Source organism: Mesorhizobium koreense, assembly GCF_031656215.1.
In the GTDB taxonomy this organism is placed as follows: domain Bacteria; phylum Pseudomonadota; class Alphaproteobacteria; order Rhizobiales; family Rhizobiaceae; genus Mesorhizobium_L; species Mesorhizobium_L koreense.
Window position 1 is genome coordinate 1254895 of the sequence record NZ_CP134228.1, and the last position, 22742, is coordinate 1277636.

Consider the following 22742-nt stretch of genomic DNA (forward strand, 5'->3'; position numbering starts at 1 on the left):
CGAGATTACGTTACGGTTCGCGCGGCCGGGTCAGGAGGCGCCTACCCCTGCCGGGTGGGCGACGGGCTGCTGAGGGGGAGTGTCTGAAGCAAGGAACGGCGTCGGAGCCGGCGTGGAGTGCGCCTGCGGAATGCGACCGTTTTCCAAGATTTCGATCGCGACACGACGCGGAATGAAGTAGCGACGCCCGATCCGGGCCGCTGGGATAGTGTTGTCGCGAATTGCGCAGTCGACCGTGTGCCGGCCACATCCCAGCGCTTTGGCAAATTCCACCGGGCTGAGCGGTCGATCGGGAAGGGTCATGGTACCTGCTCCTTAATAGTTATGTACTCGGCCGCTCACCCAAGTAGGAGCCGCCTCGCCTTATTCGTTAGCAGATAAAGTTAATATTGTAAACAGACATGATTACGATATTGATAATGTACGGGTGTGCCGTTGACGGCTATTGGCTTCATTGCATCTCGCCTTGATAGCAAATCAACAGATTTTGTTGACAAGATGCAACGAGTGTGATTAGGTGCGATCACTTTTTCGGGTGCAGAGAGGTCAGACCGTGGCAAAGAGGGTAGCCCCCGCCAGTCAAATGTTCCGTCTCGACAGCGAGCTGTGGGAGCGTATGGGCAAAGAAGCGGAGGTAAGCGGAAGAACGACGCGCCAAGAGATTGAGTGGCGGTTGGAGCAGACTCTGCCTGAGAATCTGAATAGGGATTCGTGGGCTGGATTGGAAGCGCGTCTGACATCGCGTGCGCGAGCGCTCACCCGGCTACTCAGCCTAGTGGCGAACGAACTAATCAAAGACATTCCAGAGGGCGAAGATTACGCCTACCTCCAGCGTGGTCTTTGTAGGGTACTTGAACGCCTTGGCGAGAAGAAGCTGGATGACCCAAAACACCTAGCGGAAATGGTAGCGGAGATCATGTGGAATCGACTGTACAACGCTCATGAGCCGACCTACGAGCAGGGTACCCCGGTTCCGATGGCGAGCGATCAAAAGGCTCTGTCTGAAATTAAATCAGATTTGGGAATCGGACAAACGGCGGAGCGCCCACAAAAGAAGCGGGAGACCACGTGAGCCGCCGCGCTGCGAAGATCACACACGTTGAGGTGACCCGGCTGATTAAGGCCGTCATGTCATCGGGGCTGACCGTGCAGCGCGTGACCTTCGATGGCGAGAAAGTTGAGGTTGTAACGGCCGGCGAACCGTCCTCCAGGAAGCCCGTTGGCGGCCCTAGTACCTTCCAGACATTGGAAGATTACAGGGCGTGGCGCTCGCAGCAGCCGTAGGAGCGAAAGTAATGAGTAAAAAGGCCAAGAAGCTCGCCGGGATCGATCGTCGTAGTGAAAACAGATGGCGCATCCGCTACGTCAAGGACGGCAAGCGTCACACGGAGACTGTGACGGGAAGCCAGGAGGACGCAATCGCCCGCCGCGACGTGATCCGCGCGGATATCGCGCGCAACGCATGGACTGCGCCCGCCGCTACGACGCTTGCCGAGTGGGCTGCGACCTGGGCCGAACAATATCTCAAACGCGCAGTGTCGACGCGCTCCTACGATCGCCAAAAAAGCATCCTGGATCGTCACATCGTTCCAGCGCTGGGCAAGATTTCGCTCCAAAAGCTGACGCCTGTCCGCATCAATGAGCTTTACCGGCAGCTTGAGGCGGATGGCCTGCACGCCTCCACGATACGCTATGTGCATGTGGTGCTTGGTTCATGCTTCAAGGCGGCGGCCAGAATCGGGGCGGTTGCGCGCAACCCGGTCGCGAACGCGTCGCCCCCAAAAGCAACCACACAAAGCGGCGGCCGGGCGCTGACGCAAGCCGAACTCGACAAGCTGCTGAGAGCCTTCGACGGCGACCCGCTGTTTCCGATCGTGGCGCTTGCCGCAGGCACGGGCGCGCGCATCAATGAACTTCTGGCGGTGGAGTGGTCCGCCGTCAATTGGAGCGCCAAGACACTACGCATCGAAGCGGCGCTGAAACCGACGCGCGAGGGGCTTCAGCGCGGCGTACCCAAGACGGAGCGCAGCCGGCGCACTATCCGCCTGGATGATGGGCTGGCGGCCCTGCTTGAAGCCGAACGGGAGCGGCAGGAGGAAGAACAGCGGGCAATCCGCTGCATGGGCAGCGTTGCCACGCTGCGCAGCCTCCTGCCCGATCACGCCCTGGTATTCCCGGCTTCCGCGGTTGACCCGGCAGCGCCCCGCCGGCATGGGCCAATAAGCAAAGCGTTCGCGGCAAGGGCGGGCAAGATCGGCCTCGCTGGGCTCCGTTTCCACGACCTTCGCCACACGCACGCCACCCTGTTGCTTCAGGCCGGCGTGCCGGTCGCGGCGGTCAGCGCGCGGCTCGGTCACGCCAACGCGGCGGTGACGCTGGGCATTTACAGCCACGCAACGACCGACGCGGAGGCGGCGGCGGCAACAGCGGCCGGTCTTCTTCTCGCCAACGTGCTGGGAGCAAGTTGAGGAGGTAGGCGCGCCAAGCCGTTGATGCCATTGCTGGCGCGCCCACCGTGCTTTCAGGCTTCAGGACGCAATTTCCATCCGACGCCACGGCAGACGTGCCGGATCAACACTTTGCAGAAACCGAACGATGTCCTGCCGCCCGTAAAGGCGGTGTCGTTGTGCTCCTAACAGCACAGCGGGACGGCCCAACCGAACGCTGAGCGCGGCAACCAGACCTTCCGCAGTATGATGATTGTCAATGACGTGATCCTGCACAGATGCGACGGCAAAGTCGACGCCCTGTTCAAGCACAAGAGCAATATCCCATTGCGCCATCACGCAGCCCTCCTTTTCGGAGCGGCTGCCTGTTCGCTACCGGGGTGTTTGCGTCCTTTCAGAACGTCATTCACACGGCCCGGATTGACGCCATACGAGGCCGCAATGTGATGCTGGTACTCGCCCTGCCAATGGCGAAGCCAAACGTCAACGGCATCGTCAAAGGTAAGGCAGTATGGTGGTTTGGGAGGAATAACCATATTCCAAAGTCCTTATATGTCGGACCTCGGACGGCTTGACAGGAGTCGGAGTGCGAGTATCCTCGCAACGCACTAACCGAATACCGCAGGCCGTCCGAAGCTTTTGCGGTTTCGATGGAGGGCCGGGGTCGCCACCCCGGCCTCTCTCATCGAGAATCGGTCATGCAACCGATCCAGTTAGTAATTTCGCGCTAAAGTTCATGCAGTGTCAAGGTTTCTACGTTCACGCTGCGTTCTGCTGCCAATGATCCGGCTGATGCACCCGATACTCGAAGCTTGGGCACGCCGCCTAGAGGGGCAAAGGCGCTGCCACCATTTGAACTGCGGCGACAATTAGGGAGCGGAGTTCCTCCTGTGCAACGTGCAGAGAGCGAACTGATCAAGCAACGTGGCGCGGCTTGTGGTCCGTGCCGGCGCTCCTTATCTGCGCGGGCAGCGGACGGCGTTCTTTTCCCTTGTCGAACTGGCCAAGGATCGCTACAACCCGCCCGCTCAAACCGGGTCCGTGGCCTATTTGGTCCAACACTGGTCCACGGGTCGGTTTTGTTCACAGGATGTTCCGTCAAGTGCACCTTGAGAATGGCGGAATCCTGTGGTTGGAGAGGTGGCTGAGCGGTTGAAAGCACCGCACTCGAAATGCGGCATACTCGCAAGGGTATCGGGGGTTCGAATCCCCCCCTCTCCGCCAAATTATTGACATAAGCATTTGTTATTATTTTATTTTCCGAGCCGAGATATTTTCATCACCACTTTGCGAAATGTTGACACCCGAAAACGGGCATCTCTTCCTTCCGGCAAGGTTTCGATTTGCATCAGGGCACTTTTAATCCTTACCTGCGACAACGCTGGGTATATGCCGCCGCATGGCTTTGAGAGGCTGGGTGGACTGGCAGGAGCATACTAGAGGCGGCTATTGGGCCAAACCCACCGTCTCGGGCCGAGAAATCTTGCTGGCGTTGGATACCGTCCACCAGCAACATTGAAAAAACCCGCCCCAGCGAGCCGGGACGGGCAAACTGGCAACAATCTGGCGATATGTCAGGCGTTTGGCTGCGGCCTGCCTACCATCTCGTTTCTGCTCCAGATCAGGCGGGACATATTGTGCTGCCCTTCCGTTATGCGGGCAGGTCGCGGCTCTTCGACAGCCGATAGCAACTCCGTTGCGATGTCCTCGGCCAATTCAAACGCTTGGCCTAAGCACGATCTGAAGTAGGCTCGCTTGTCGATGGAAAACAAAGGTGGAAGGATGGGCAACTGCTCTTAGGAGGCAGCGGCGAGACAGGCGGAACTGAGGACCAACGAATGACGGACGTTCAGGACTTTATCTCACACCCACGGACGTTTCTGCGTAACAATGTCCTTATGGTAACAGCGGGTACTGGTGGAACCGGCGGAGAAAAAACCTTCAAATTCAGCCCTGTTCATTCGGTCATAGCGAAGAATATGCTGGTGAACGGAAATCCGACAATGCCGGTATTTTCGCTAAGCCTTTTGTCGGGGAAGGAGGGCGACGATGTGAATGCGTTCTGGTGTCCTTACTCCAGTTCTGACGCGCTGGGGACGACACTGCCAGGGAACGGTGGCCCGAACATGATGTTTACCTACGCAATGGACGGGTGCACTTTTGTCGCGGGATCAGTGACTAGTGGTAACGACGTGAGCGTTCACCATGTCAATATGACACCGCAGACACGACAGAACCTCGATCCTTCAGTCGCCGGCCAACAGCAGAGAATGATCCAGAGAAATGTCGCCAAAGGCTTGGTAACGAATGCAAAATTGATCGACCCGGATGACTACTACAACCCAATGACCCGCAAAGCGGTTGTTCCGAACAACGCAAAGATATCTACCGTCACGTTCGGTAGGCGTAGCTCCAGCGGAGCATGGAAGTTCTATACCCACCAGTATTACACGGTACCTGGTGATCGAATGACGCTACGCTATATCGGGTGCGAGCGTTTCATCTGACTGCCCCAACGATAACAATCCAGCACGGTTTATACGCGGCCTCCAATCCACCCTCCAACTGATGGATCCGCTTGCCGAATGCGGCCTGAGGGGTGTGCAGTTCGGAAGCGCGGCCGATAAAGCTGCCAGGGGGCGGTTCAAGTGTCAGGCAATGACGAGATCGACCGCGGAATAAAGCTTCTTCAAATTGGGTAGCGACTTCGACTGCCAGGGGATACGGGTCGATCCCTTGACGGTCAGTCCGACATCCATCTGCTTGCGGATTTCGATGGTGAACCGCGCCAGGAGATTGATGCCGGAACTGTTGAGGAATTCAAGCTCGGTCAGGTCGAGCACAATCGTCTTCGGCTTCGCCGCCAGCACGCCGTTCATCAGGTCGAGGACCGGCGCATACGCTTCCGTGCCCGAGAGACGCATCGTGCCTTCGTAGTGGATCTCGGCGCCCTCGCTCCAGACGCGGTACTCGTTGGTCTTGATTTCCATGGCTTGCTATTGGCTCCGTCACAAATTCTTCTGGGCGTCAGGAAAGATCAAGGGCGGCAAATGTATCGAGACCGATAGACCCGCCCGCTCCAGCGTCCGCGTCGTGGAATATCCAGCCCAAACGCGCGCCATAGTCGTTCATCAAGGTCAAAAGACCAAGCCCGGATCCGCTGGCCCCCGCATCGGCTGCATTGGCCTCGATGCGGGCGATCAGCAATTCGCCGGGATCGCGCGCCGTCAGTTCCGCAAGCATATCCTGGAAGCGCCGCGCGGTTCCCGGGCTGATCGCGTTGACGATCTTGACTTCGAAGAGATCGCCGTCGAGCGAGCTCTCAATGATTATATCGCCCGGCTCCCCGAACTTGACCGCATTTTCCAGAAGCTCGTTGACCAGATAGCCGATGCCGTGGCGTGTCTCTGTATAGGCTTGTTGCGAGGTCGCCCGGCGAAGCGCGAAGAAATCGCCGAGGAAATCGGCTGTCGCGGCGCAATGGTGCCAGGCAAGGCCAAGCGGGCCGTCGGCTAGTCTGATGCGGGTGGCGAAGGCACCCGGACCATTGCGGAAATCCGTGCGGCCGAAAGATTTGAGCATCGCTATCTGTGCCTCATCACGACAAGGGTGATGTCGTCATGGATCTTCTGGGTGCCGATATGTGCTATCACGTCGTCGATGACGCCGTGCACGATCTCCTCGGCGTTGCCGTGGCCGTGCGCGCGAACGCTGCGGCACAGCCTTTCCGTGCCGAACAGTTCGCCGGCCGGACTTTCCGCCTCGGTGACGCCGTCGGTATAGAGCACGATGGCGTCGCCCGGGTCGAAACGGATGTCGCGCGTGGCAATAAAAGGCGATATGTCGCCTTCCAGGCCGATCGGGAAGCCGAGGTCGATGGTATCGATGCGCTCGAGCTCGCCGTTCCCGCGCAAGATCAGCACCTCTTCATGCTGGCCTGACACGGTCACCTTCCGATCCTCGTAGTCGAGGAAGGCCAGCGACAGGTGCTTGTCGGAATTTGTGCGCGTGATGTTCTTGTAAATCGCACGGTTGAGCACCTGCAGGAACTGCTTCGGATCACCACCGCCCTTTTCCTGAAGGGCCCGCGCCGTGGACTGCACCATCAGCATCAGGACGCCGCTTTCCAGTCCGTGTCCGGTAACGTCGCCGATGCCGACCTTGATACGAGCCCCGTCGTGCAGCACGTCATAGTAATCGCCACCCACTTCGTCGGCCGGTTCCATGAAGCCGGCAATCTCGACCTTTGGGATGGCATCGAGTTCGCTTGCCTTGGGCAGCACCATCATCTGGATCCGCCGAGCGACATCAAGTTCAGCGCCAAGCCTGCGATTCTCGCCTTTCAGCTTCTTGTTGAGCGCCGAAATCTCCTTGTTGGCGCTTTCCAACTGTGTCGTGCGTGCCTCCACCAGCCGCTCGAGATTCTCGGTATGGTAACTGATTTCCTCTGCCATTCGATTGAAGGCCAGCCCCACCGCACCAACCTCGTCACGGGTAGGAATGCTGACGCGCACCGAATAGTCCTTGGCGGCGAAGCGACGTGCCGCATTCGCCAAAGCGCTCAATCCAGCGGTGATCCGCCCCGATATGGCGAAAACCGCGGCAAACACGACCAGCATACAAACGAGAATGGCCAGGACCTGGTAGGTGAGGATCCTTTTCGTGGCAGCCGAGATGCTATCCTGGGCGGCGGACAGCGAGGCATAGATCTCCCGTTCCGGGACGACGATACCGACCGACATCGTTTCGCTTGCGACCGGGCCGCCGCTCCAGAGATTGACTGGCTTCAGGCGTTTCAACGCGACAAGATAGGGGACCTGCGTGCCGTCTTGTTCAAGCGAGATTTCCTGGATGGCACCGTCGTTGACCGCATCCAACGACAGCGTCTTTATCGCAGGTTGCGTGCTGCTGCGGAGCGAGCGCTCGACACCGGTCACGCCGCTCGAGCGGGCGCCGCTTGCCGCCTCGATGCCGAGCACCTTCTCGCCGGCCTTGCTGATGGCGAGAATATTGCCGTTCGACATGGTGAGGAACCCGAAGCCACTCTGGGCGACCTTCACGCTCTGAACCACCTGCGCAAGCTGGTCGAGCGTGATGTCCGCGCCCACGGTGCCGGCAATATCGGAGCGATCCTTCGTGAAGAGCGGATGAAAAAGGCTGACAATGAGCTTGCCGGTTATTGCGTCGGTGTAAGGCGCCGTCATCGTCAGGTCCCCTTTCACCGGCTCACTTCCGGGAGTCCTGAGCCAGCCCTGCCAACTTTCGTAGAGACCGGGAAAAAAGAAATCCCAGAAATTGGCGCTGTTGTGCCCGGGGTAGAGCTTGTCGAAAGTCTGCGCCTGGTCAGTGTAGGGAACCGTACGGAAGATCGGCCGGCTTTTCGGGCCGATGTAATACATCTGCTGTTTCGGCGCGCCGGTCGCCATGAGGCTTGGCGCGAAAAGATCGAGCATGGCGCTGTCGTCGATTTCTTTTTGCACCGCCGGCAGGGGCCGGTGATCCGCGTCGAGCAGATAGCCCCATACGCTGACGACCGATGCGCTGCCGGGACCGTTTTGTGCCCATCCGCCCTTTTGGTCGTAGATCAGGGGCGCCTGGGTCGCCGCCGGTCCGGCCAAGGCCGCAGCAAGAGCCTCCCTGCTGTCGGGGCTGTCGATCTGCGCCTGCATCGAACCGGCGAGAGCATCGACTTCGCCGCGCACGCGATCGAGAACGAGATCCGCCCGCACCGAGGTGGAACCTACATAGGTCTTCAGGAACTCCTGCGTCGCGGTCGTCAGCCCGGCACCGACTTCCGAAGTCGCGTCCTTCGACAACCGCTGCACATTCCACAGCGCGAGGCCGCCGCTGAGCAGCAGATCGAAGAGAACGGCCGCGCCGACAACCATGATGAACTTGGCCCGGAAGGAACGGGGCGACAGCGTAAACCTGCTATCGGGTCGGGCCTCGAGCGCTTGCGTCGTCATTGCGGCTTGCGCCCCGACGCAACCCATATCGGCCAGCCGGCATAGCCTTTCGGGTGTGTCGCCGCGAAGATGTGATCCTGGAAGCCCTGCCGCAAGCGTGCATTGAAGGCTTCGTCGTCTCCGCGTTGGACCGACATCTGGCCGGCATAGACGTTTTCCCAGGATTGTATGATGTCCGCGAAATCCTGTGGATCGCCATCCACATTGGTCACCATGAACGATTCCATACGAACTTCGTCGAAGCCGGCATCGAGAAGATATCGTCGGCTTTTCGGGCCGAGCTCCACGTCCATGCCGAAATGTGCAAACAGCTTGGCGACTTCGGTATAGGTCCACTGGATGCTTTCGGCGCGTGGTTCTCCCAGGCAGTGGGAGTTCTTTTCGTTGGTGACATAAACCCGACCGCCCGGTTTGCAGATGCGGTAGAGCTCGCGCAGGATCAGTTCCGGGCGGTCGAATATTTGCAGCGAATGCCGGCAGGTGACGAGGTCGAACTGGTCGTCTTCCAAAAGCATATCGGAAGCGTCGCCATAGACATATTCGATACCCTGGATGCCGAAGTCGCCCGCGACCTTTCGGGCGTAGTCCAGGCTCGATCGTGAATGATCGAGCGCGACCAGGCGCGAAGGATCGAACTCCTTGTGAACCAGCACGGCAAAATCGCCGATGCCGCAGCAGATGTCGGCGATCGCCAGCCCCTTGCGCATGCCGTGACGCGGCAGGATGTCCCGCTCGTGCCGCCAGGTCATCTTCGTCTGGGTGCGAAGGATCGGAATGAAGGAACCTTCTTCCAGGAAGGTCTGGCCAGGATAAAAATCGCTGTCGTATTCCTCGACGACAATGCGCGGGTTCGCATTCTGCAGGGCGTGAAACTTGCGTGTCGACCAGCCCACGACGCTCGACGTGATGATCGAAATCCTAAGTTCCGGCCTTTCCTCGCAAGCCTTTATCAGATCGGTCGCAAGCGTATGGAAAGCCAGATTGTTGAGTCGTAGCAATCGCTTGACGTTGATATAGAACGTGCCCTTGACGAGTGCGATGGACGTCTTGAGCAGCCGAGTGCAGGCATGCATCTCCTCGACCTGTCGCGGACGCATCGAACCGATGATCGAAAACTCCTGATTGTTCTCGTCATAGCGTACGTCGAAGGTTGGATGGGCTATGTCCGACATCAACTCCCCCCCTCTTCCAGCGAGAGTTCGACAACCAGCCTTATTGCCTGCGGTATCGCTTCAACGGAGAGGTCCGCGCCGTAGTCGACGGCCAGTTCGAGCAGCCCGACACTGGCCTCCATCGGACCGTCTTTGAACAAGGCGGCCCGATATCGGTCCTCGATGTCTTCGCCCGCCAATTTGGCTACGGCATCCTGATAGAAGGCGATTTCAGATTCCCCGCAGGGAACCGTGAGCTCGATCCTGTCTCTGTCTGCCTGGCGGCAAACGCAGCAGGTAAGGTTGCCTGCCCCGCCATGGACCCGAAAGACGGTCTCCAGCAACTCGTTGAGCGCGGAGGAAAACAGGTTCGCGTAGAGAAGCGAGTCCGTGCGATTGTGGCTGATCATACGCGCGATGTACGAGGAAAACCGGTCGCAATAGGACCAGTTCGAAGCAAAGGCCGCGATGTCGAGATCGATGCTGAGAAGCGGGGCGAAATAGCCGCCCTCGCGTGTCTTCCCCGTCCGAGACATATGCCCCCCGTCATGATGTGAAGCTTGATGTGCTTCGTTTCCCCCGGCTGTATCGGAGAGCGTGTATTCGCGAACCGGATTTGCCAAGCGGTCCGCCCCTGCAACGATATGGAACGGCCGTTGAAACGGCAACGCCGATAGCCGGGCCGATTGCTTGCCAAGCGGTTCGGTGGGGGACTATTACACCTGATAATGAACGAACCCTCAAAAACAGCCGCTGTTTTTCCCAAGCAGGCGCAGGGCAGTTTTGATCTCGCCGAAGAGCTTGCCGCTGCGAAGGCCGAGATCGCGCGACTGACCGCCGAATACGACGATCTTACGCTCCTGTATGAAGCCACCATCGAACATGGCGAGGCAGTTGAAGATCAGTTGGCCGACAGCAACCTAGCGCTTCAGAAGATCCAGGCGCGGCTGGAGGCGGAGCTTCTCGATGCCGAGCGGTATGTGATGTCCATATTGCCTGCGCCACGCCAGGCAATTCCGGCGACTGAATGGTTACTGGTGCCTTCCACGGAGCTTGGTGGTGATTCCTTCGGCTATCACGACATCGACGAAGATCACATGGCATTTTACCTGCTCGACGTGTGCGGCCACGGGGTTGGGGCAGCGCTGCTGTCGGTAGCGGCCATCAAAGTGCTGCAGTCGTCGGCATTGCCGGCTACCGACTTTCGCGAACCGCACAGCGTGCTTTGCGCGCTCAATGATGCCTTTCCGATGGAAAAGCAGAACGGCATGTTCTTCACCATCTGGTACGGCGTGTACCAGCGCACGACGGCGACGCTTCTCTATGCGAGCGGCGGCCATCCGCCGGCTATCCATTTGCGCACCGGCGCCGATAGACGCACGACGTCAACGCATCTGATGACGCGGGGCGGGATGGCGATCGGCGCGCTTCCCGACATAAGCTATCAATCCGAACGCATCGCAATCGAACCTGGCGACCGGTTGCTGCTGATCAGCGACGGAACCTTCGAAGTGTCCGGCCCGAACGGCGACATGCTCGGCATCGACGATTTGACAAAGTTCGTGACCATGCAAAGCGATTACCCGCAGGCAGTCCTTGACTGGGTGCGGTCCTTCAATGCGGATGGCCCGCTGCCAGACGATTTTTCATTGCTCCGCATTCAGTTCTGATCGAGAACGGCGGACAAAAAGATTCCGGCAGGTTTGGGGGTGATCGACCCTCCAGCATCGCAATCGGCAAGCAATTGCCGATGTGAATTCTGCACAAATTCAATGCCGCGAAGCCAATGACGAAAAGGCTCGTCGGGACCGCGAAGGCGTCAGAGAAGCCGATCAGAGGGCAAAAGAAAAGCGGTAAGTGGCGCTTCCATGTCTGTGATATAGGTATGAAGCAACAGGTCGGGCACTTTTCGAGCCACGTGCGACACTTGTAGTCGGAGATGACCGCACCGAAAGTCCGCCTGCTCGCTGGCGAAGTGGAAACTTTCCATCGCGGACCCCCAGCCTCCGCCGTTCTTTTGCCTTGAGGCGTGAATTGTGATCTGTTCGCACCCTCGGTCGAAGCGACGGCCGGAAGCGCGAGGCCTTTCAGGAAAACATGTCGATGCCGTCTCAGGCGCCGCAGGCAGGCGAAATCCCTTCGCTTCTTCGGGCGCATCCGTTCCTGCGAGCTTTGCCTGAAGTCGCGCTTGACCGGCTGCTCTCGAACGGAGCGAGAAGGGAGGCGGAGATAGGCTCCGTTCTTCTCAGACAGGGCGAGGCGAGCGATTCCGCTATGCTGTTGCTCGTGGGGGCGGTCGAAGTGGTAGCGGAGACGGTTTCCGGCGAAATCCGCCTTGCCCGCGTCGATGCGCCGGCCTTACTCGGCGAGATCGGGGTCATTGCAGCTTTGCCGCGAACCGCGACGGTCCGCGCCCTAGAAAACATACGTTATTTGAACATAGGCAAAGAGGTCTTCAACTCGCTGGCAGACGAGAGCCCACAAATACTGCGCCATGTGGTGGGCCGGCTCGGAGGGCAGCTGAAATCGTTGAATTCGGCGATCGGCGTCTATACCGACGCGCTGGTCGCGCTTGAAAAGGACGCGTTTGACCAGGGCATCCTCGACAATCTCAACAACCCTTCGGCCGAACTGGTCAATTTCGCCGAGACGTTCCGCAGAATGGCGGAGCAGATCGCGCTGAGGCAGCGGCAGCGCGAGGAACTGGCGAGCGCGGCCGCTATCCAGCACGCCATGCTTCCAGATCCGCTTCCAAGGGATGGCCATGGACGTTTCGATCTTTTCGCTGCGATGCGGCCGGCGCGGGAAGTGGGCGGCGATTTCTACGATGCCTTCCTACTCGACGCCAACCGCCTCGTGGTCACCATTGGCGATGTTTCCGGCAAGGGCGTGCCCGCCTCGCTGTTTATGGCCGTTTGCCAGACGACGCTGCGCATGACGCTGCGCGGGCCGGCATCCGGGATCGGCGAGGCAGTCGAATATGCCAATGAGCTCCTGGAGATGGAGAACTCGGCCTCCATGTTCGCCACCTTCTTCGGCGCGATCCTCGATTTGCGGGACGGAAGTCTTTCCTACTGCAATTGCGGGCATAACCCGCCTCTCGTCCAGCGACGCGACGGCACTGTCGAGGCCATGCCGCCCGATGGCATCGCGCTTGGTGTTCTATCGCCGGCCGATTGCCGAACGCGGACCACGCGGCTCGACCCGGGCGACCGGCTCCTGCTGTTCACGGACGGCATAACGGAAGCGCACGATCCGTTGGGCGAGCTTTTTGAAGACGAGCGGCTTCACGCGACGGTCGCGGGGCGTCGAAATCTCGACGTGCGGCAACTGGTCGAGGGTATCTTCGAAGACGTTGACGCTTTTGCCGCTGGCGCGAGCCAACATGACGATCTTACCTGCCTCGTGCTCGCCTATCGTGGCGCTTCTTCAGGTCCGTGATGTTTGGCCCGCGGAAGCATCGCCGATTTGACATAAGGGACGCACCGTCGAGTAACCTCATTGGCGGGTTTTGATTGACGCTACGGAACTTGTATGAGTAGTCTACCCAGATTCGGGATCACTTCTCCCATCAGCGAAGATCGATGTGGTGCGAAGGTCCGCCTTGGAAGGTAGCCGTGACGGCTCGATTGGGGTCGCAGGTGGCAAAAGGAAACAGGCAGATGGGTGATCGCATCAAGGGATCGCCAGGAATTTAGACGGGCAGGACCCTCATTGCGGGTCGAATCGACGAGACACGTTCCCGGCGCGACAAACAAGTAGCCGTGCAGGGTGAGATTAAGTGAAAGGCGGCGCCAACCGTAGTCCGGGTAGTGAGCAGAGAGGCCGGCTGATTTTCGGCGAGGCTCTGTTTTGTACGAGGGGCTGTCTGGTGGGCAGAGACTAAGTCGAGAGAAAAATCGGCGTTGTATTTGGGGTCCGGCAAATTGCCGGTTTAGTTATGCGCCGTTTGTGCGGCGGGCGGGCTTGGGCATGGCAACACTCGACATCAAATCGCTTGTAGCGAGGCTTGGGCCGCGGTGCCGTTCGGCTTTGGAGGCCGCTGTCGGGCTCACGCTTTCCCGTACAAACTACAATGTCGAGATCGAGCACTATCTATCGAAGATCATCGAGGGCGTCGACAGTGATATTGCGGCGATTTTCACTCGGTTCGAGATCGAGGCCGATCGGCTTGCTACCGACCTGACGCGCGCGCTCGATCGCCTCAAGACGGGCAACAGCCGCTCGCCGGCCCTGTCGCCAGATCTGGTGAAACTGATCCGCGAGGCGTGGATGGCGGCCTCGCTGCAATTCGGCGAACCCGCCGTCCGCAGCGGTCATGTCCTTGTCGCCCTTCTTTCCGACGATACGCTCGCCGCCGTCGCGCGCGATGCATCCTCGCAATTCGGCAAGATCAACGTCGAGACATTGACTTCGTCCTTTGCCGACATCGTTTCGGGCAGCGCCGAGGCGGGAAGTGCGCCGGCGGCGGGCGGTGCGCAGGGTAGTGCGGGAGCGGCGCCACGGCCGGGTGCCGGCGGTCCGTTGGACCAGTATACGATCGACCTCACCGCCAGGGCACGCGAGGGAAAGATCGATGCCGTGCTGGGCCGCGACGCCGAGACCCGCCAGATCGTCGATATCCTGACGCGCCGCCGGCAGAACAACCCGATCCTGACGGGCGAGGCCGGCGTCGGCAAGACGGCGGTGGTGGAAGGCTTCGCGCTGAAGATCGTCGCCGGCGACGTGCCGCCCGCGTTGCGTGACGTCGAGTTACGGACGCTCGATCTAGGCCTGCTGCAAGCGGGCGCCGGCGTGAAGGGCGAGTTCGAGAACCGGCTGAAAGGCATCATCGACGCCGTCAAGGCGTCGCCCAAGCCCGTCATCCTGTTCATCGACGAGGCGCACACGATGATCGGCGCGGGAGGTGCGGCCGGTCAGAACGACGCGGCCAACCTCTTGAAACCGGCATTGGCCAGGGGCGAACTGAGAACCGTGGCGGCCACCACATGGGCCGAATACAAGAAATACTTCGAACGCGATCCGGCGCTCAGCCGGCGCTTCCAGGTCGTCCGGGTGGAGGAACCGGACGATGAGGCAGCGATCGCCATGATGCGCGGCATCGTGCCGGCGCTCGAGGCGCATCACGGCGTGCGTATCCAGTCGGACGCCGTCGAGGAAGCGGTGCGCCTGTCGCGCCGTTACATCCCGAGCCGTCAGCTCCCCGACAAGGCCGTCAGCCTGCTCGACACCGCCAGCGGGCGGGTCGCGGTCGCCAGCCATGCCGTGCCTGCCGCCGTGGAAGACGCGCGCCGGCGCATCGAGTTGATCGACATGGATTTGGGGATCCTCGGTCGAGAGGCCCGCATCGGGACCGACCACACGGCGCGTATCGAGGAACTCGGCACCACGCGCGAGGCTGCCGTCGGCGAGTTGGCGGACCTCGAGAAGAAATGGGAACAGGAACGGGAACAGGTCACCCGTATCCGCGAGCTGCAGGAACAACTCGGCAAGGGGGGCGATTTATCGTCCGGGGATGAGGCGGGCGGTACCGGCCATATGCCGGATCCGGAAGCCTTGCGCACGGAGTTGAAGACGCGCCAGTCGGAACTGGAGGCGTTGCAGGGCGAGCACCCCCTCATGCGGGTGACGGTCGACGCCCAGGCGATCGCGGAAGTCGTCGGAAACTGGACCGGCATTCCTGTCGGCCGGATGCTACGCGACGAGATCAAGACGGTCCTGTCCCTCAAGGACAAGCTGGAGGAACGCGTGATCGGCCAGGGTCATGCGCTCGAGGCGATTGCCGAGACCATCCGCACCTCCCGCGCCAAGCTGATCGATCCGCGCAAGCCCATCGGCGTTTTCCTGATGGTGGGCACTTCGGGCGTCGGCAAGACGGAGACGGCGCTCGCCGTCGCGGATCTCCTTTATGGCGGTGAGCAGAACCTGACCGTCATCAACATGTCCGAGTTCAAGGAAGAACATAAGGTATCGACCCTGATGGGCTCGCCTCCCGGCTACGTCGGCTACGGCGAGGGCGGCGTGCTCACCGAAGCTGTGCGCCGCCGGCCCTATTCGGTGATCCTGCTCGACGAGATGGAGAAAGCCCATCCCGGCGTCCAGGACGTCTTCTACCAGGTGTTCGACAAGGGCATGCTGCGTGACGGCGAGGGCCGCGATATCGATTTCAAGAACACCATCATCATCGTCACCTCGAATGCCGGCACGGACCTGATCCATCGATTGTGCGACGACCCGGCGACGCGGGTGAGCGCAGAGGAACTCAACGAGGCCCTGCGCCCCGAACTCCTCAAGACGTTCAAGCCGGCCTTCCTCGGCCGTTGCTCCATCGTGCCCTATTTCCCGTTGGCCGACGATATCATCCGCAAGATCGTGGAGCTCCAGCTCAACCGCATCCGCAAGCGTTACCTGGAAGTCTATCGTGCGAGCCTGTCGTGGGACGGGGATCTGATCGACGAGATCGCCGGCCGCTGCACCGAAGTCGAAAGCGGAGCGCGCAATATCGAGCACATTCTGTCGCGCAGCCTGCTGCCGCGCTTGTCGGCGCATGTGTTGTCGCGGATGGCGGACGGGGAGGAGATCGGCAGCATCTTCGTGACGATCGGCCCCGAGGGAGAATTCGAATTCAAGGCCGGAACCGGGGGTGGCGACGCCTCCTCCCGTTCGGGTGTTGAAGAAGGCGGCGAACCCGGCGAAGCCAACAGTGCGGCGGCGGAGTAGCTTCTATTAATGTCAGGCGCTCCATGGGGGGCGCCCAGGGCTCGTTCACTAGTCTGGGAAGGATGTGCAATGGCTGTTTACATGAAATATGAAGGTATCGACGGCGAGGTTACGCAGAAGGATCACGTTAAGTGGATAGAGGTCCAGTCCTTCCAGTTCGGCGTCGGACGCGGGATCTCGACACCGACCGGGAGCACGAACAATCGTGAATCCTCTCATGCTTCCGTAAGCGAAGTCACGGTTACGAAGTCGATGGACGGCGCGTCGCCGAAGCTCTTCACCGAATCGGCCGCGGGCACGACGGGAAAGAAAGTCGAAATCAATTTCGTTTCGACGGGCGATCCGGGCATGGTCTATGCGAAATACACGCTGGATGACACGCTGATCTCCGGATACAGCGTATCGAGCGGCGGCGACAGGCCGAGCGAATCGCTCTCGCTTAATTTCACCAAGGTCGAGTTCGAGATGACGCCGCACGACGACAAGAATGCAGCGGGCACGCCGGTCAGGGTCAGCTACGACCTTACGACTGCCAAGAAAGGCTGATGATGGACGAGGTCCGGCGTCCCGGCGAAATGGGGCGTCGGAATCTCGGTAACCGGCATGGCTGAATCTGTCTCGCAGGCACCCATCTCACAGGTAGACCGATGGCTGACGCTCAACACGGCGCTCGGCAAGGACCAGATGCTTGCGACCGAAGCAGTCGGGACCGAAGCCATCTCCGAACCCTTCGAGTTTCGCGTCTCGGCTCTCTCGCCGAAGATGACCATTGCCCCAGAAGACATTCTGGGCAAGCCGGCGACGCTGTCGATGGCGCGGCCGCAAGACAAGCCCCGCATCGTCAACGGCATCGTCACCTCGATTGCAGCCGGGCCCTTTACGCGCGGCGGCTACAGGCTGTACACGCTGGTGATTTCACCGACGCTTTGGACACTTGGCCGGAAGTCGAACTACAAGGTTTTCCAGGGCACGATTCCGAACATCCTGGCCACGCTTCTTACGGGCGTCAAATTCAAGAATTCGCTCAAGGGAAAATATGAGCCGCGCGCGTATTGCACTCAGTTCGGCGAGACCGACCTTGCCTTCTTCGAACGTCTGATTGCCGAAGAAGGGATTTTTTATTACTTCACGCACACCGATTCCGATCACACGCTCGTGCTGTGCAACGACGCAACGGCCTATGCGGACTGCGCTCAGGATTCGATCGAATATCGACAGGATGTCGAGGCTACCGCGAACGCGATAGCTGAATTCGACATGGCGAGCCGCCTGACTGAGACGAGTTGGACACTCTCCGACTACGATTACGAGGTCTCGACCGATCCCTCCGTTACGACGACGAAGACAGCGCTGAAGCCTGCCAGCGCCAAGCAGTGGGAACGGTTCCGCTTCAGTGCCGGGCCGAAGGCGCAAAGGGTGAGCGCGCTGTCCGCCGCCGCGGTCGATGCGACGGATGCCGGCTTCGCCGTCATCGACGGTAGAGGCGGCGCCGCGAGCTTTATGCCCGGCCATCGCTTCACCATCAAGGAACATCCCGCCTCCGATGTCGTTGACAAGAAATTCGTCCTGACACGTGTGGCGCATGAAAGCCGCGATCCGACCTATTTCGCCCTGCATGAGGGAACGGAGGGCGAACCCTACTACCGCAACGATTTTTCCTGCATTCCCGCGGAGCGGGTCGCCCGGCGGCCTCTGCCTCCGCCGAAGCCGGTGGTGCACGGACCGTTGACCGCGATCGTTGTCGGCGGGAAGGACTCCGTCGGCACCGACGAGTTGGGGCGGATCAGGGTCCGCTTCTACTGGGACCGCGAGGGCAAGAAGCAAAACAAGGAGTCCTGTCTCGTGCGGGTCGCCCAGCCATTGGCGGGCGCCGGCTGGGGAGGGCTCTTCATTCCGCGGGGCGGGATGGAGGTCGTCGTGCATTTCCTCGACGGCGATCCCGACCGTCCGCTGGTCACCGGCGCTGTATACAACGTGGACAACAAGGCGCCCTGGGTCACCAAGGAGACCGCGACCAAAAGCGGCTTCCTCACGCTCAATGTCGGAAGCCGCAACAAGACTACGGCGCACGAATTGTCCTTCGACGAGAAGGCCGGCGAGGAAAAATTCACTATCCACGCCCAGAAGGATTTTCTGCGCGAGGTCGAGAACGACGATACGCTCGACGTCGGCAACGACCAGAAGCGCACGATCAAGAACAACCGCACGACGACGATAAAGCAGGGTAATGACGAACTGGAAATCTCGCAGGGGAACCAGACGGTAAAGGCGTCGTCCGGTCAGATCACGGTAGAGGCGATGCAGGGCATCAAGCTCAAATGCGGCGACAGCGTTGTCGAGATCACCCCGCAGGGCGTCAAGATCAATGGCCTCACCATCACTGTAACGGGGACGACCAAGGCGGAAACAAAGGCCCCCGTCGTCCAGATCACCGCCGACGGTTTGGCCGCCCTCAAGGGCGGCGTCGTCAATATCAATTGAAGGTGGAGACGGTGGAGGTCCAGACCGCTCCGTTTCGCAAGATTTCGGCATCCTCGGCCGAGGAGATCTGTCGCCGCGCGGCTTTGTCGCCGACGGCGATGGTTTTGCTTTCGCCCGCGCTCTCGCCGCAGGCCTTCCTGGCGCTGTTGGTGCAGGGCCGGCATTTCGGCGACGCAGTGCGCTTCCTGGCCTTTTCCCTGCCGCCGCGAGAGGCCGTATGGTGGGCTTGCGTGACGGCGCGCGGCAACGAGTTGGCGCCACCCGATACCGATTGCCTTGGACTGGCGATCGCCTGGGCCTATGAGCCCGACGAAGGCAAGCGGCGCGCCTGCATGGCAGCTGCCGAGCAGCTTAATTTCGAGGGGGCAGCCGCCTACGCGGCCTTGTCCGTGTTCTGGTCGGGTGGCAGCATGGCGCCGGAGGGCATGCCGGACGTACCCCCGGACCCATCGCTTTGCGCCATCGGGGTAGGGGCTTCTGTTCTCCTCGCGGTTGCGGCGGGCGAGGCACAATCCGCCGACCGACGCTTCGAGGAAGCGATCGAGCGCGGGATGGATATCGCCAATGGCGGAAACGGGAAGCTGAAGGCGGAACTTCGCCGCGAGGCGTCATGAGCTCCGTCGTTTTCATGCTGTTGCGGGGAGCAAGTCCAGCGGAACCAATGGAAGGGCGAGATCGGTTGATTCGCGCGGCGTTCTCTAGCATTGTCGACCTCGGAAGGAACCTCGCCGACTTCTGCCGCTGGCTGGCCAGCGCCGCCGCGGGTACCGGGGGGAAGCTGTTCGGATGACGAGCCCGCAGGTTATCGATATCGCCGCATTGATGGAGCCGATCTCGGAAGAGGCGGCGGCCGGGACGGATTCGCGCGGCGACAAGCAATCGAACTCCCTCTACTACCGGGTCAAAGATGCCCGCAATGCCGCCCGCTCGGAAGAACGTAGCGCGATCGAGACGGGAGCGGCCACGCCCGAAGAGTGGAATACGGTCGTTTCCACCTCGGTGGAATTGCTGACCACAGCGAGCAAAGACCTGGAGATTGCCGCATGGCTGGTCGAGGGTTTGGTCCGCACGGAGGGCTTCGCGGGGCTTCGCGATGGTCTGGCGGTGATCGCGGGCATCGTGCGGAACTATTGGGAGACGTGTTTCCCCGAACTCGATGAGGACGGCGTCGAGGGGAGGGTGACGGCGGTCGCCGGCCTAAGCGGATCGGGCGCCGTCGGGACGCTGATTCAGCCGATCCGCCTTCTGCCGATCACGCAAGGCGACATCGCGAGCTATTCGCTATGGAGTTATGAGCAGGCCAGCGAGATACAGAAGATCACGGATCCCGCAAGGCGCCAGGCCCGCATAGATGCGGGCGCCGTGCCCATGGAACAGTTCATGCAAAGCGTGACGGAGACGCCTGCGGCGACGTTCGCCGCGACCGTCGGGCTGATCGATGAATGTCTTGCGGCGCTCGACGAAATGTCGTCCGCGTTCGACGCGGTTGCCGGTCCCGACGCGCCGCCTGTGACGGCGTTGCGCGAATTGCTGCAGCAGGCCGGCTCATCCATCCGTTATTTCGCGGCCGACAAGCTTGCGCTCGTGAGCGTAGACGACGCCGTCGCCACCGATGACACTGCGCCCACCGCCGATAGCACAGGAGCGTCCGCGCCTGCATCCGGCGGACCCCGCGTCGACGGCTATGCCTCGCGTAACGAGGCGCTCGGCGAACTGACGCGCCTTGCCGGCTTTTTCCGCAAGACCGAACCGCAATCCCCTATTTCGTACACGCTGGAGGAAGCCGTCCGGCGCGCCCGTCTGACCCTGCCGGAACTTCTGGCCGAGCTTGCCGAGGACCCGTCCCACGTCCAGCGCATCCTGCTCGCCGCGGGCATCAAAAATCTCGAGGCTTCGTCCGAATAGCCGACCGATAATCAGAACCGTACCAACCGAGGAAAGTAACATGGCAGAAAGCGTTCAGAAGAAACTCTCAAGAGTGCGCAAACCGCGCGTCCATATCACCTATGACGTGGAGACGGAGGGTGCCCAGGTCCGCAAGGAGCTGCCTTTTGTCGTCGGTGTCATCGGCGATTTCTCGGGCAAGCCGTACGAGCCGCTCAAGCCGCTGCGCGACCGCAAGTTCATCCAGATCGACCGTGACAATTTCGACGACGTCATGAAGCGCATGACGCCGGGCGCGGAGTTCAAGGTCGAAAACACGCTTGCCGGAGACGATAGCGAGATGGCCGTGGCGCTCCGGTTCAATTCAATGGACGATTTCGAGCCCGGCTCGGTCGTCCAGCAGGTGGAGCCGCTGCGTAAGCTGCTGGCGGTGCGTAACAAGCTGCGTGACCTGATGTCGAAGGCGGATCGCTCGGAAGATCTCGAGAACATTCTCGAGGAGGTTCTGCGCAACACCGACAAGCTTTCCGCGCTGGTGGGAGAGCTTGGAGACGAAACCACCGGACAGGAGGCCTGAGCCATGAGCAGTGAAGCCAAGACCGAAACGGCGGCTGCGGCCGCCGGCGCCGAGGAAGTGGCCGGCGTCAGCCTGCTTGACCAGGCGATCGAAGCGACGCGCAATACCAAGCGCGATGAAATGCAGGACCTCCTGCGCACCCTGACGTCGGAAGCGCTCTCGGGGACAGTCACGTTCAGCAAGAACCTGACCCAGACCTTCAACCGCGCTATCGAGGCGATCGACGAAAAGCTGTCCAAACAGCTTTCGGCGATCATGCATCATCCGGATTTCCAGAAGCTGGAAGGAAGCTGGCGCGGGCTCAATCACCTCGTCAAGAATTCCGAGACCGGAGCGACGCTCAAGATCCGCATGATGAACCTCAGCAAAAAGGAGCTTCACAAGGATCTGACGAAGGCTGTCGAGTTCGATCAGAGCCAGATCTTCAAGAAGATGTACGAAACGGAGTTCGGGACACCCGGTGGCGAGCCTTACGGCACCCTGATCGGCGACTACGAATTCGGAGCCGGCACGGAAGATTTGGAAGTGCTGCAGGGCATGTCGAACGTCGCGGCGGCGTCCTTTGCGCCATTCATCGCGGCATCGAGCCCCGACATGTTCGGGCTGGACAGTTTCACCGAATTGTCCAAGCCGCGTGACCTCGAGAAGATTTTCGAGAGCTCCGAATATATCAAGTGGCGCAGCTTCCGCGACAGCGAAGACAGCCGTTTCGTCACGCTCACCATGCCCAGGGTGCTGGCGCGGGTGCCGTATGGCTCGGCTGGTCGTTCGATCGAGGAATTCAAGTTCGAGGAAGCGCCGGTCAGCGCCAACGGCGTCGTTAGCGCCATGACATCCGACAAGTTCACCTGGATGAACGCGTCTTACGCGCTCGGCGAACGGCTGACCTCGGCGTTCTCGAAATATGGATGGTGCGTTGCTGTGCGGGGCGCCGAAGGCGGCGGCAAGGTGGAGGATTTGCCGACCTTCACCTTCACCAGCGACGATGGCGACATCGACCAGCAATGCCCGACCGAAATCGGCATCACCGATCGTCGCGAAGCGGAGTTGTCCAAGCTCGGCTTCCTGCCGCTCTGCCACTACAAGGGATCGGACTACGCCGTGTTCTTCGGTTCGCAGACCACACAGAAGCCGAAGAAGTACGACAGCCCTGACGCGACCGCCAATGCCGCGATCTCGGCAAGGTTGCCCTACATCATGGCGACGGCCCGGTTTGCCCATTATCTCAAGGTGATGGGTCGCGACAAGATCGGTTCCTTCATGGAAGCGTCGAACTGCGAGACCTGGCTGAACAACTGGATTCGCAATTACGTAAACGGCAATCCGGATGCCAGCGCGGAGATGAAGGCTCAATATCCGCTCGCCGAGGCCAAGGTGACCGTCACCGAGGTGCCCGGCGCACCGGGTTCCTACAATGCCGTTGCCTATCTAAGGCCATGGCTGCAGATGGAGGAGCTTACCGCCTCGATGCGGCTGGTGGCGCGCATCCCGCAGATGGGATGACGCCTGGGTCGAA

General features: G+C 60.6%; 19 protein-coding genes and 1 tRNA gene. 13 read left to right on the forward strand and 7 right to left on the reverse strand.

Annotated elements, in window-relative coordinates:
• Positions 1–30 precede the first annotated feature (30 nt).
• A complete protein-coding gene (locus RBH77_RS06115; RefSeq protein WP_311031237.1) occupies positions 31–303 on the reverse strand; it encodes a helix-turn-helix domain-containing protein in 273 nt (90 codons plus the stop codon).
• Between the two features lie 280 nt (positions 304–583).
• On the opposite strand from RBH77_RS06115, the gene RBH77_RS06120 reads away from it, so the two are divergent.
• Together RBH77_RS06120 and RBH77_RS06125 are read left to right on the forward strand one after the other, a co-directional pair.
• The gene (locus RBH77_RS06120; RefSeq protein ID WP_311031238.1) at positions 584–1072 is read left to right on the forward strand and encodes a hypothetical protein; all 489 of its coding nucleotides are present in this window, start codon (positions 584–586) and stop codon (positions 1070–1072) included.
• Between the two features lie 190 nt (positions 1073–1262).
• On the forward strand, positions 1263–2468 hold the full coding sequence (locus RBH77_RS06125; protein WP_311031239.1) for a site-specific integrase: 1206 nt from the start codon (positions 1263–1265) through the stop codon (positions 2466–2468).
• Positions 2469–2528: 60 nt separating this feature from the next.
• Here the strand turns inward: RBH77_RS06125 and RBH77_RS06130 are convergent, their stop codons facing one another.
• The gene (locus RBH77_RS06130; RefSeq protein WP_311031240.1) at positions 2529–2783 is read right to left on the reverse strand and encodes a hypothetical protein; all 255 of its coding nucleotides are present in this window, start codon (positions 2781–2783) and stop codon (positions 2529–2531) included.
• A 798-nt stretch (positions 2784–3581) separates the two neighbouring features.
• Here RBH77_RS06130 and RBH77_RS06135 point away from each other — a divergent pair.
• Positions 3582–3671, forward strand: a tRNA-Ser gene (locus RBH77_RS06135).
• A gap of 614 nt (positions 3672–4285) precedes the next feature.
• Positions 4286–4954, forward strand: coding sequence for a hypothetical protein (locus RBH77_RS06140; RefSeq protein WP_311031241.1), 669 nt, complete (start codon positions 4286–4288; stop codon positions 4952–4954).
• 144 nt (positions 4955–5098) lie between these two features.
• Here the strand turns inward: RBH77_RS06140 and RBH77_RS06145 are convergent, their stop codons facing one another.
• From RBH77_RS06145 to RBH77_RS06165, 5 genes are read right to left on the reverse strand one after another with little or no spacing between them, the layout of a single operon-like run.
• Entirely contained in the window at positions 5099–5437 is a 339-nt protein-coding gene (locus RBH77_RS06145; RefSeq protein ID WP_311031242.1) for a slr1659 superfamily regulator, read from the reverse strand.
• 37 nt (positions 5438–5474) lie between these two features.
• On the reverse strand, positions 5475–6029 hold the full coding sequence (locus RBH77_RS06150) for a slr1658 superfamily regulator (protein WP_311031243.1): 555 nt from the start codon (positions 6027–6029) through the stop codon (positions 5475–5477).
• Between the two features lie 2 nt (positions 6030–6031).
• A complete protein-coding gene (locus tag RBH77_RS06155) occupies positions 6032–8413 on the reverse strand; it encodes a SpoIIE family protein phosphatase (RefSeq protein ID WP_311031244.1) in 2382 nt (793 codons plus the stop codon).
• Positions 8410–9585, reverse strand: a complete 1176-nt coding sequence (locus RBH77_RS06160) for a methyltransferase domain-containing protein (RefSeq protein WP_311031245.1) — start codon at positions 9583–9585, stop codon at positions 8410–8412. Before RBH77_RS06160 ends, RBH77_RS06155 begins: the two co-directional genes overlap by 4 nt.
• Positions 9585–10100 (reverse strand): ubiquinone biosynthesis methyltransferase UbiE, encoded by a 516-nt coding sequence (locus RBH77_RS06165; RefSeq protein WP_311031246.1) that lies wholly within the window; start codon positions 10098–10100, stop codon positions 9585–9587. The genes RBH77_RS06160 and RBH77_RS06165 overlap by 1 nt, the downstream gene beginning before the upstream one ends.
• Positions 10101–10292: 192 nt before the next feature.
• Here RBH77_RS06165 and RBH77_RS06170 point away from each other — a divergent pair, with 192 nt between their 5' ends.
• The 9 genes from RBH77_RS06170 (at position 10293) to tssC (ending at position 22729) form a co-directional block, all read left to right on the forward strand.
• Positions 10293–11234, forward strand: a complete 942-nt coding sequence (locus RBH77_RS06170) for a PP2C family protein-serine/threonine phosphatase (protein ID WP_311031247.1) — start codon at positions 10293–10295, stop codon at positions 11232–11234.
• A 433-nt stretch (positions 11235–11667) separates the two neighbouring features.
• On the forward strand, positions 11668–13005 hold the full coding sequence (locus RBH77_RS06175) for a PP2C family protein-serine/threonine phosphatase (RefSeq protein WP_311031248.1): 1338 nt from the start codon (positions 11668–11670) through the stop codon (positions 13003–13005).
• Positions 13006–13536: 531 nt separating this feature from the next.
• Entirely contained in the window at positions 13537–16284 is a 2748-nt protein-coding gene (gene tssH, locus RBH77_RS06180) for a type VI secretion system ATPase TssH (protein ID WP_311031249.1), read from the forward strand.
• Between the two features lie 69 nt (positions 16285–16353).
• Positions 16354–16830, forward strand: coding sequence for an Hcp family type VI secretion system effector (locus RBH77_RS06185; protein ID WP_311031250.1), 477 nt, complete (start codon positions 16354–16356; stop codon positions 16828–16830).
• 57 nt (positions 16831–16887) lie between these two features.
• On the forward strand, positions 16888–18765 hold the full coding sequence (locus RBH77_RS06190; RefSeq protein ID WP_311031251.1) for a type VI secretion system Vgr family protein: 1878 nt from the start codon (positions 16888–16890) through the stop codon (positions 18763–18765).
• An 11-nt stretch (positions 18766–18776) separates the two neighbouring features.
• Positions 18777–19379: a DUF6931 family protein gene (locus tag RBH77_RS06195; RefSeq protein WP_311031252.1), complete on the forward strand. Its 603-nt coding sequence runs from the start codon at positions 18777–18779 to the stop codon at positions 19377–19379.
• Between the two features lie 172 nt (positions 19380–19551).
• Entirely contained in the window at positions 19552–20670 is a 1119-nt protein-coding gene (tssA, locus tag RBH77_RS06200) for a type VI secretion system protein TssA (protein ID WP_311031253.1), read from the forward strand.
• Between the two features lie 40 nt (positions 20671–20710).
• A complete protein-coding gene (gene tssB, locus RBH77_RS06205; protein WP_311031254.1) occupies positions 20711–21226 on the forward strand; it encodes a type VI secretion system contractile sheath small subunit in 516 nt (171 codons plus the stop codon).
• 3 nt (positions 21227–21229) lie between these two features.
• Positions 21230–22729, forward strand: coding sequence for a type VI secretion system contractile sheath large subunit (gene tssC / locus RBH77_RS06210; protein WP_311031255.1), 1500 nt, complete (start codon positions 21230–21232; stop codon positions 22727–22729).
• Positions 22730–22742: the final 13 nt, after the last annotated feature.

Bases quoted from the DNA above. Each gene is read 5' to 3' on its own strand.
- RBH77_RS06115 (WP_311031237.1), bottom strand. From the start codon at position 303: ATGACCCTTCCCGATCGACCGCTCAGCCCGGTGGAATTTGCCAAAGCG.
- RBH77_RS06120 (WP_311031238.1), top strand. From the start codon at position 584: ATGTTCCGTCTCGACAGCGAGCTGTGGGAGCGTATGGGCAAAGAAGCG.
- RBH77_RS06130 (WP_311031240.1), bottom strand. From the start codon at position 2,783: ATGGCGCAATGGGATATTGCTCTTGTGCTTGAACAGGGCGTCGACTTT.
- RBH77_RS06140 (WP_311031241.1), top strand. From the start codon at position 4,286: ATGACGGACGTTCAGGACTTTATCTCACACCCACGGACGTTTCTGCGT.
- RBH77_RS06145 (WP_311031242.1), bottom strand. From the start codon at position 5,437: ATGGAAATCAAGACCAACGAGTACCGCGTCTGGAGCGAGGGCGCCGAG.
- RBH77_RS06150 (WP_311031243.1), bottom strand. From the start codon at position 6,029: ATGCTCAAATCTTTCGGCCGCACGGATTTCCGCAATGGTCCGGGTGCC.
- RBH77_RS06155 (WP_311031244.1), bottom strand. From the start codon at position 8,413: ATGACGACGCAAGCGCTCGAGGCCCGACCCGATAGCAGGTTTACGCTG.
- RBH77_RS06160 (WP_311031245.1), bottom strand. From the start codon at position 9,585: ATGTCGGACATAGCCCATCCAACCTTCGACGTACGCTATGACGAGAAC.
- RBH77_RS06165 (WP_311031246.1), bottom strand. From the start codon at position 10,100: ATGTCTCGGACGGGGAAGACACGCGAGGGCGGCTATTTCGCCCCGCTT.
- RBH77_RS06170 (WP_311031247.1), top strand. From the start codon at position 10,293: ATGAACGAACCCTCAAAAACAGCCGCTGTTTTTCCCAAGCAGGCGCAG.
- RBH77_RS06175 (WP_311031248.1), top strand. From the start codon at position 11,668: ATGCCGTCTCAGGCGCCGCAGGCAGGCGAAATCCCTTCGCTTCTTCGG.
- tssH (WP_311031249.1), top strand. From the start codon at position 13,537: ATGGCAACACTCGACATCAAATCGCTTGTAGCGAGGCTTGGGCCGCGG.
- RBH77_RS06185 (WP_311031250.1), top strand. From the start codon at position 16,354: ATGGCTGTTTACATGAAATATGAAGGTATCGACGGCGAGGTTACGCAG.
- RBH77_RS06190 (WP_311031251.1), top strand. From the start codon at position 16,888: ATGGCTGAATCTGTCTCGCAGGCACCCATCTCACAGGTAGACCGATGG.
- tssA (WP_311031253.1), top strand. From the start codon at position 19,552: ATGACGAGCCCGCAGGTTATCGATATCGCCGCATTGATGGAGCCGATC.
- tssB (WP_311031254.1), top strand. From the start codon at position 20,711: ATGGCAGAAAGCGTTCAGAAGAAACTCTCAAGAGTGCGCAAACCGCGC.
- tssC (WP_311031255.1), top strand. From the start codon at position 21,230: ATGAGCAGTGAAGCCAAGACCGAAACGGCGGCTGCGGCCGCCGGCGCC.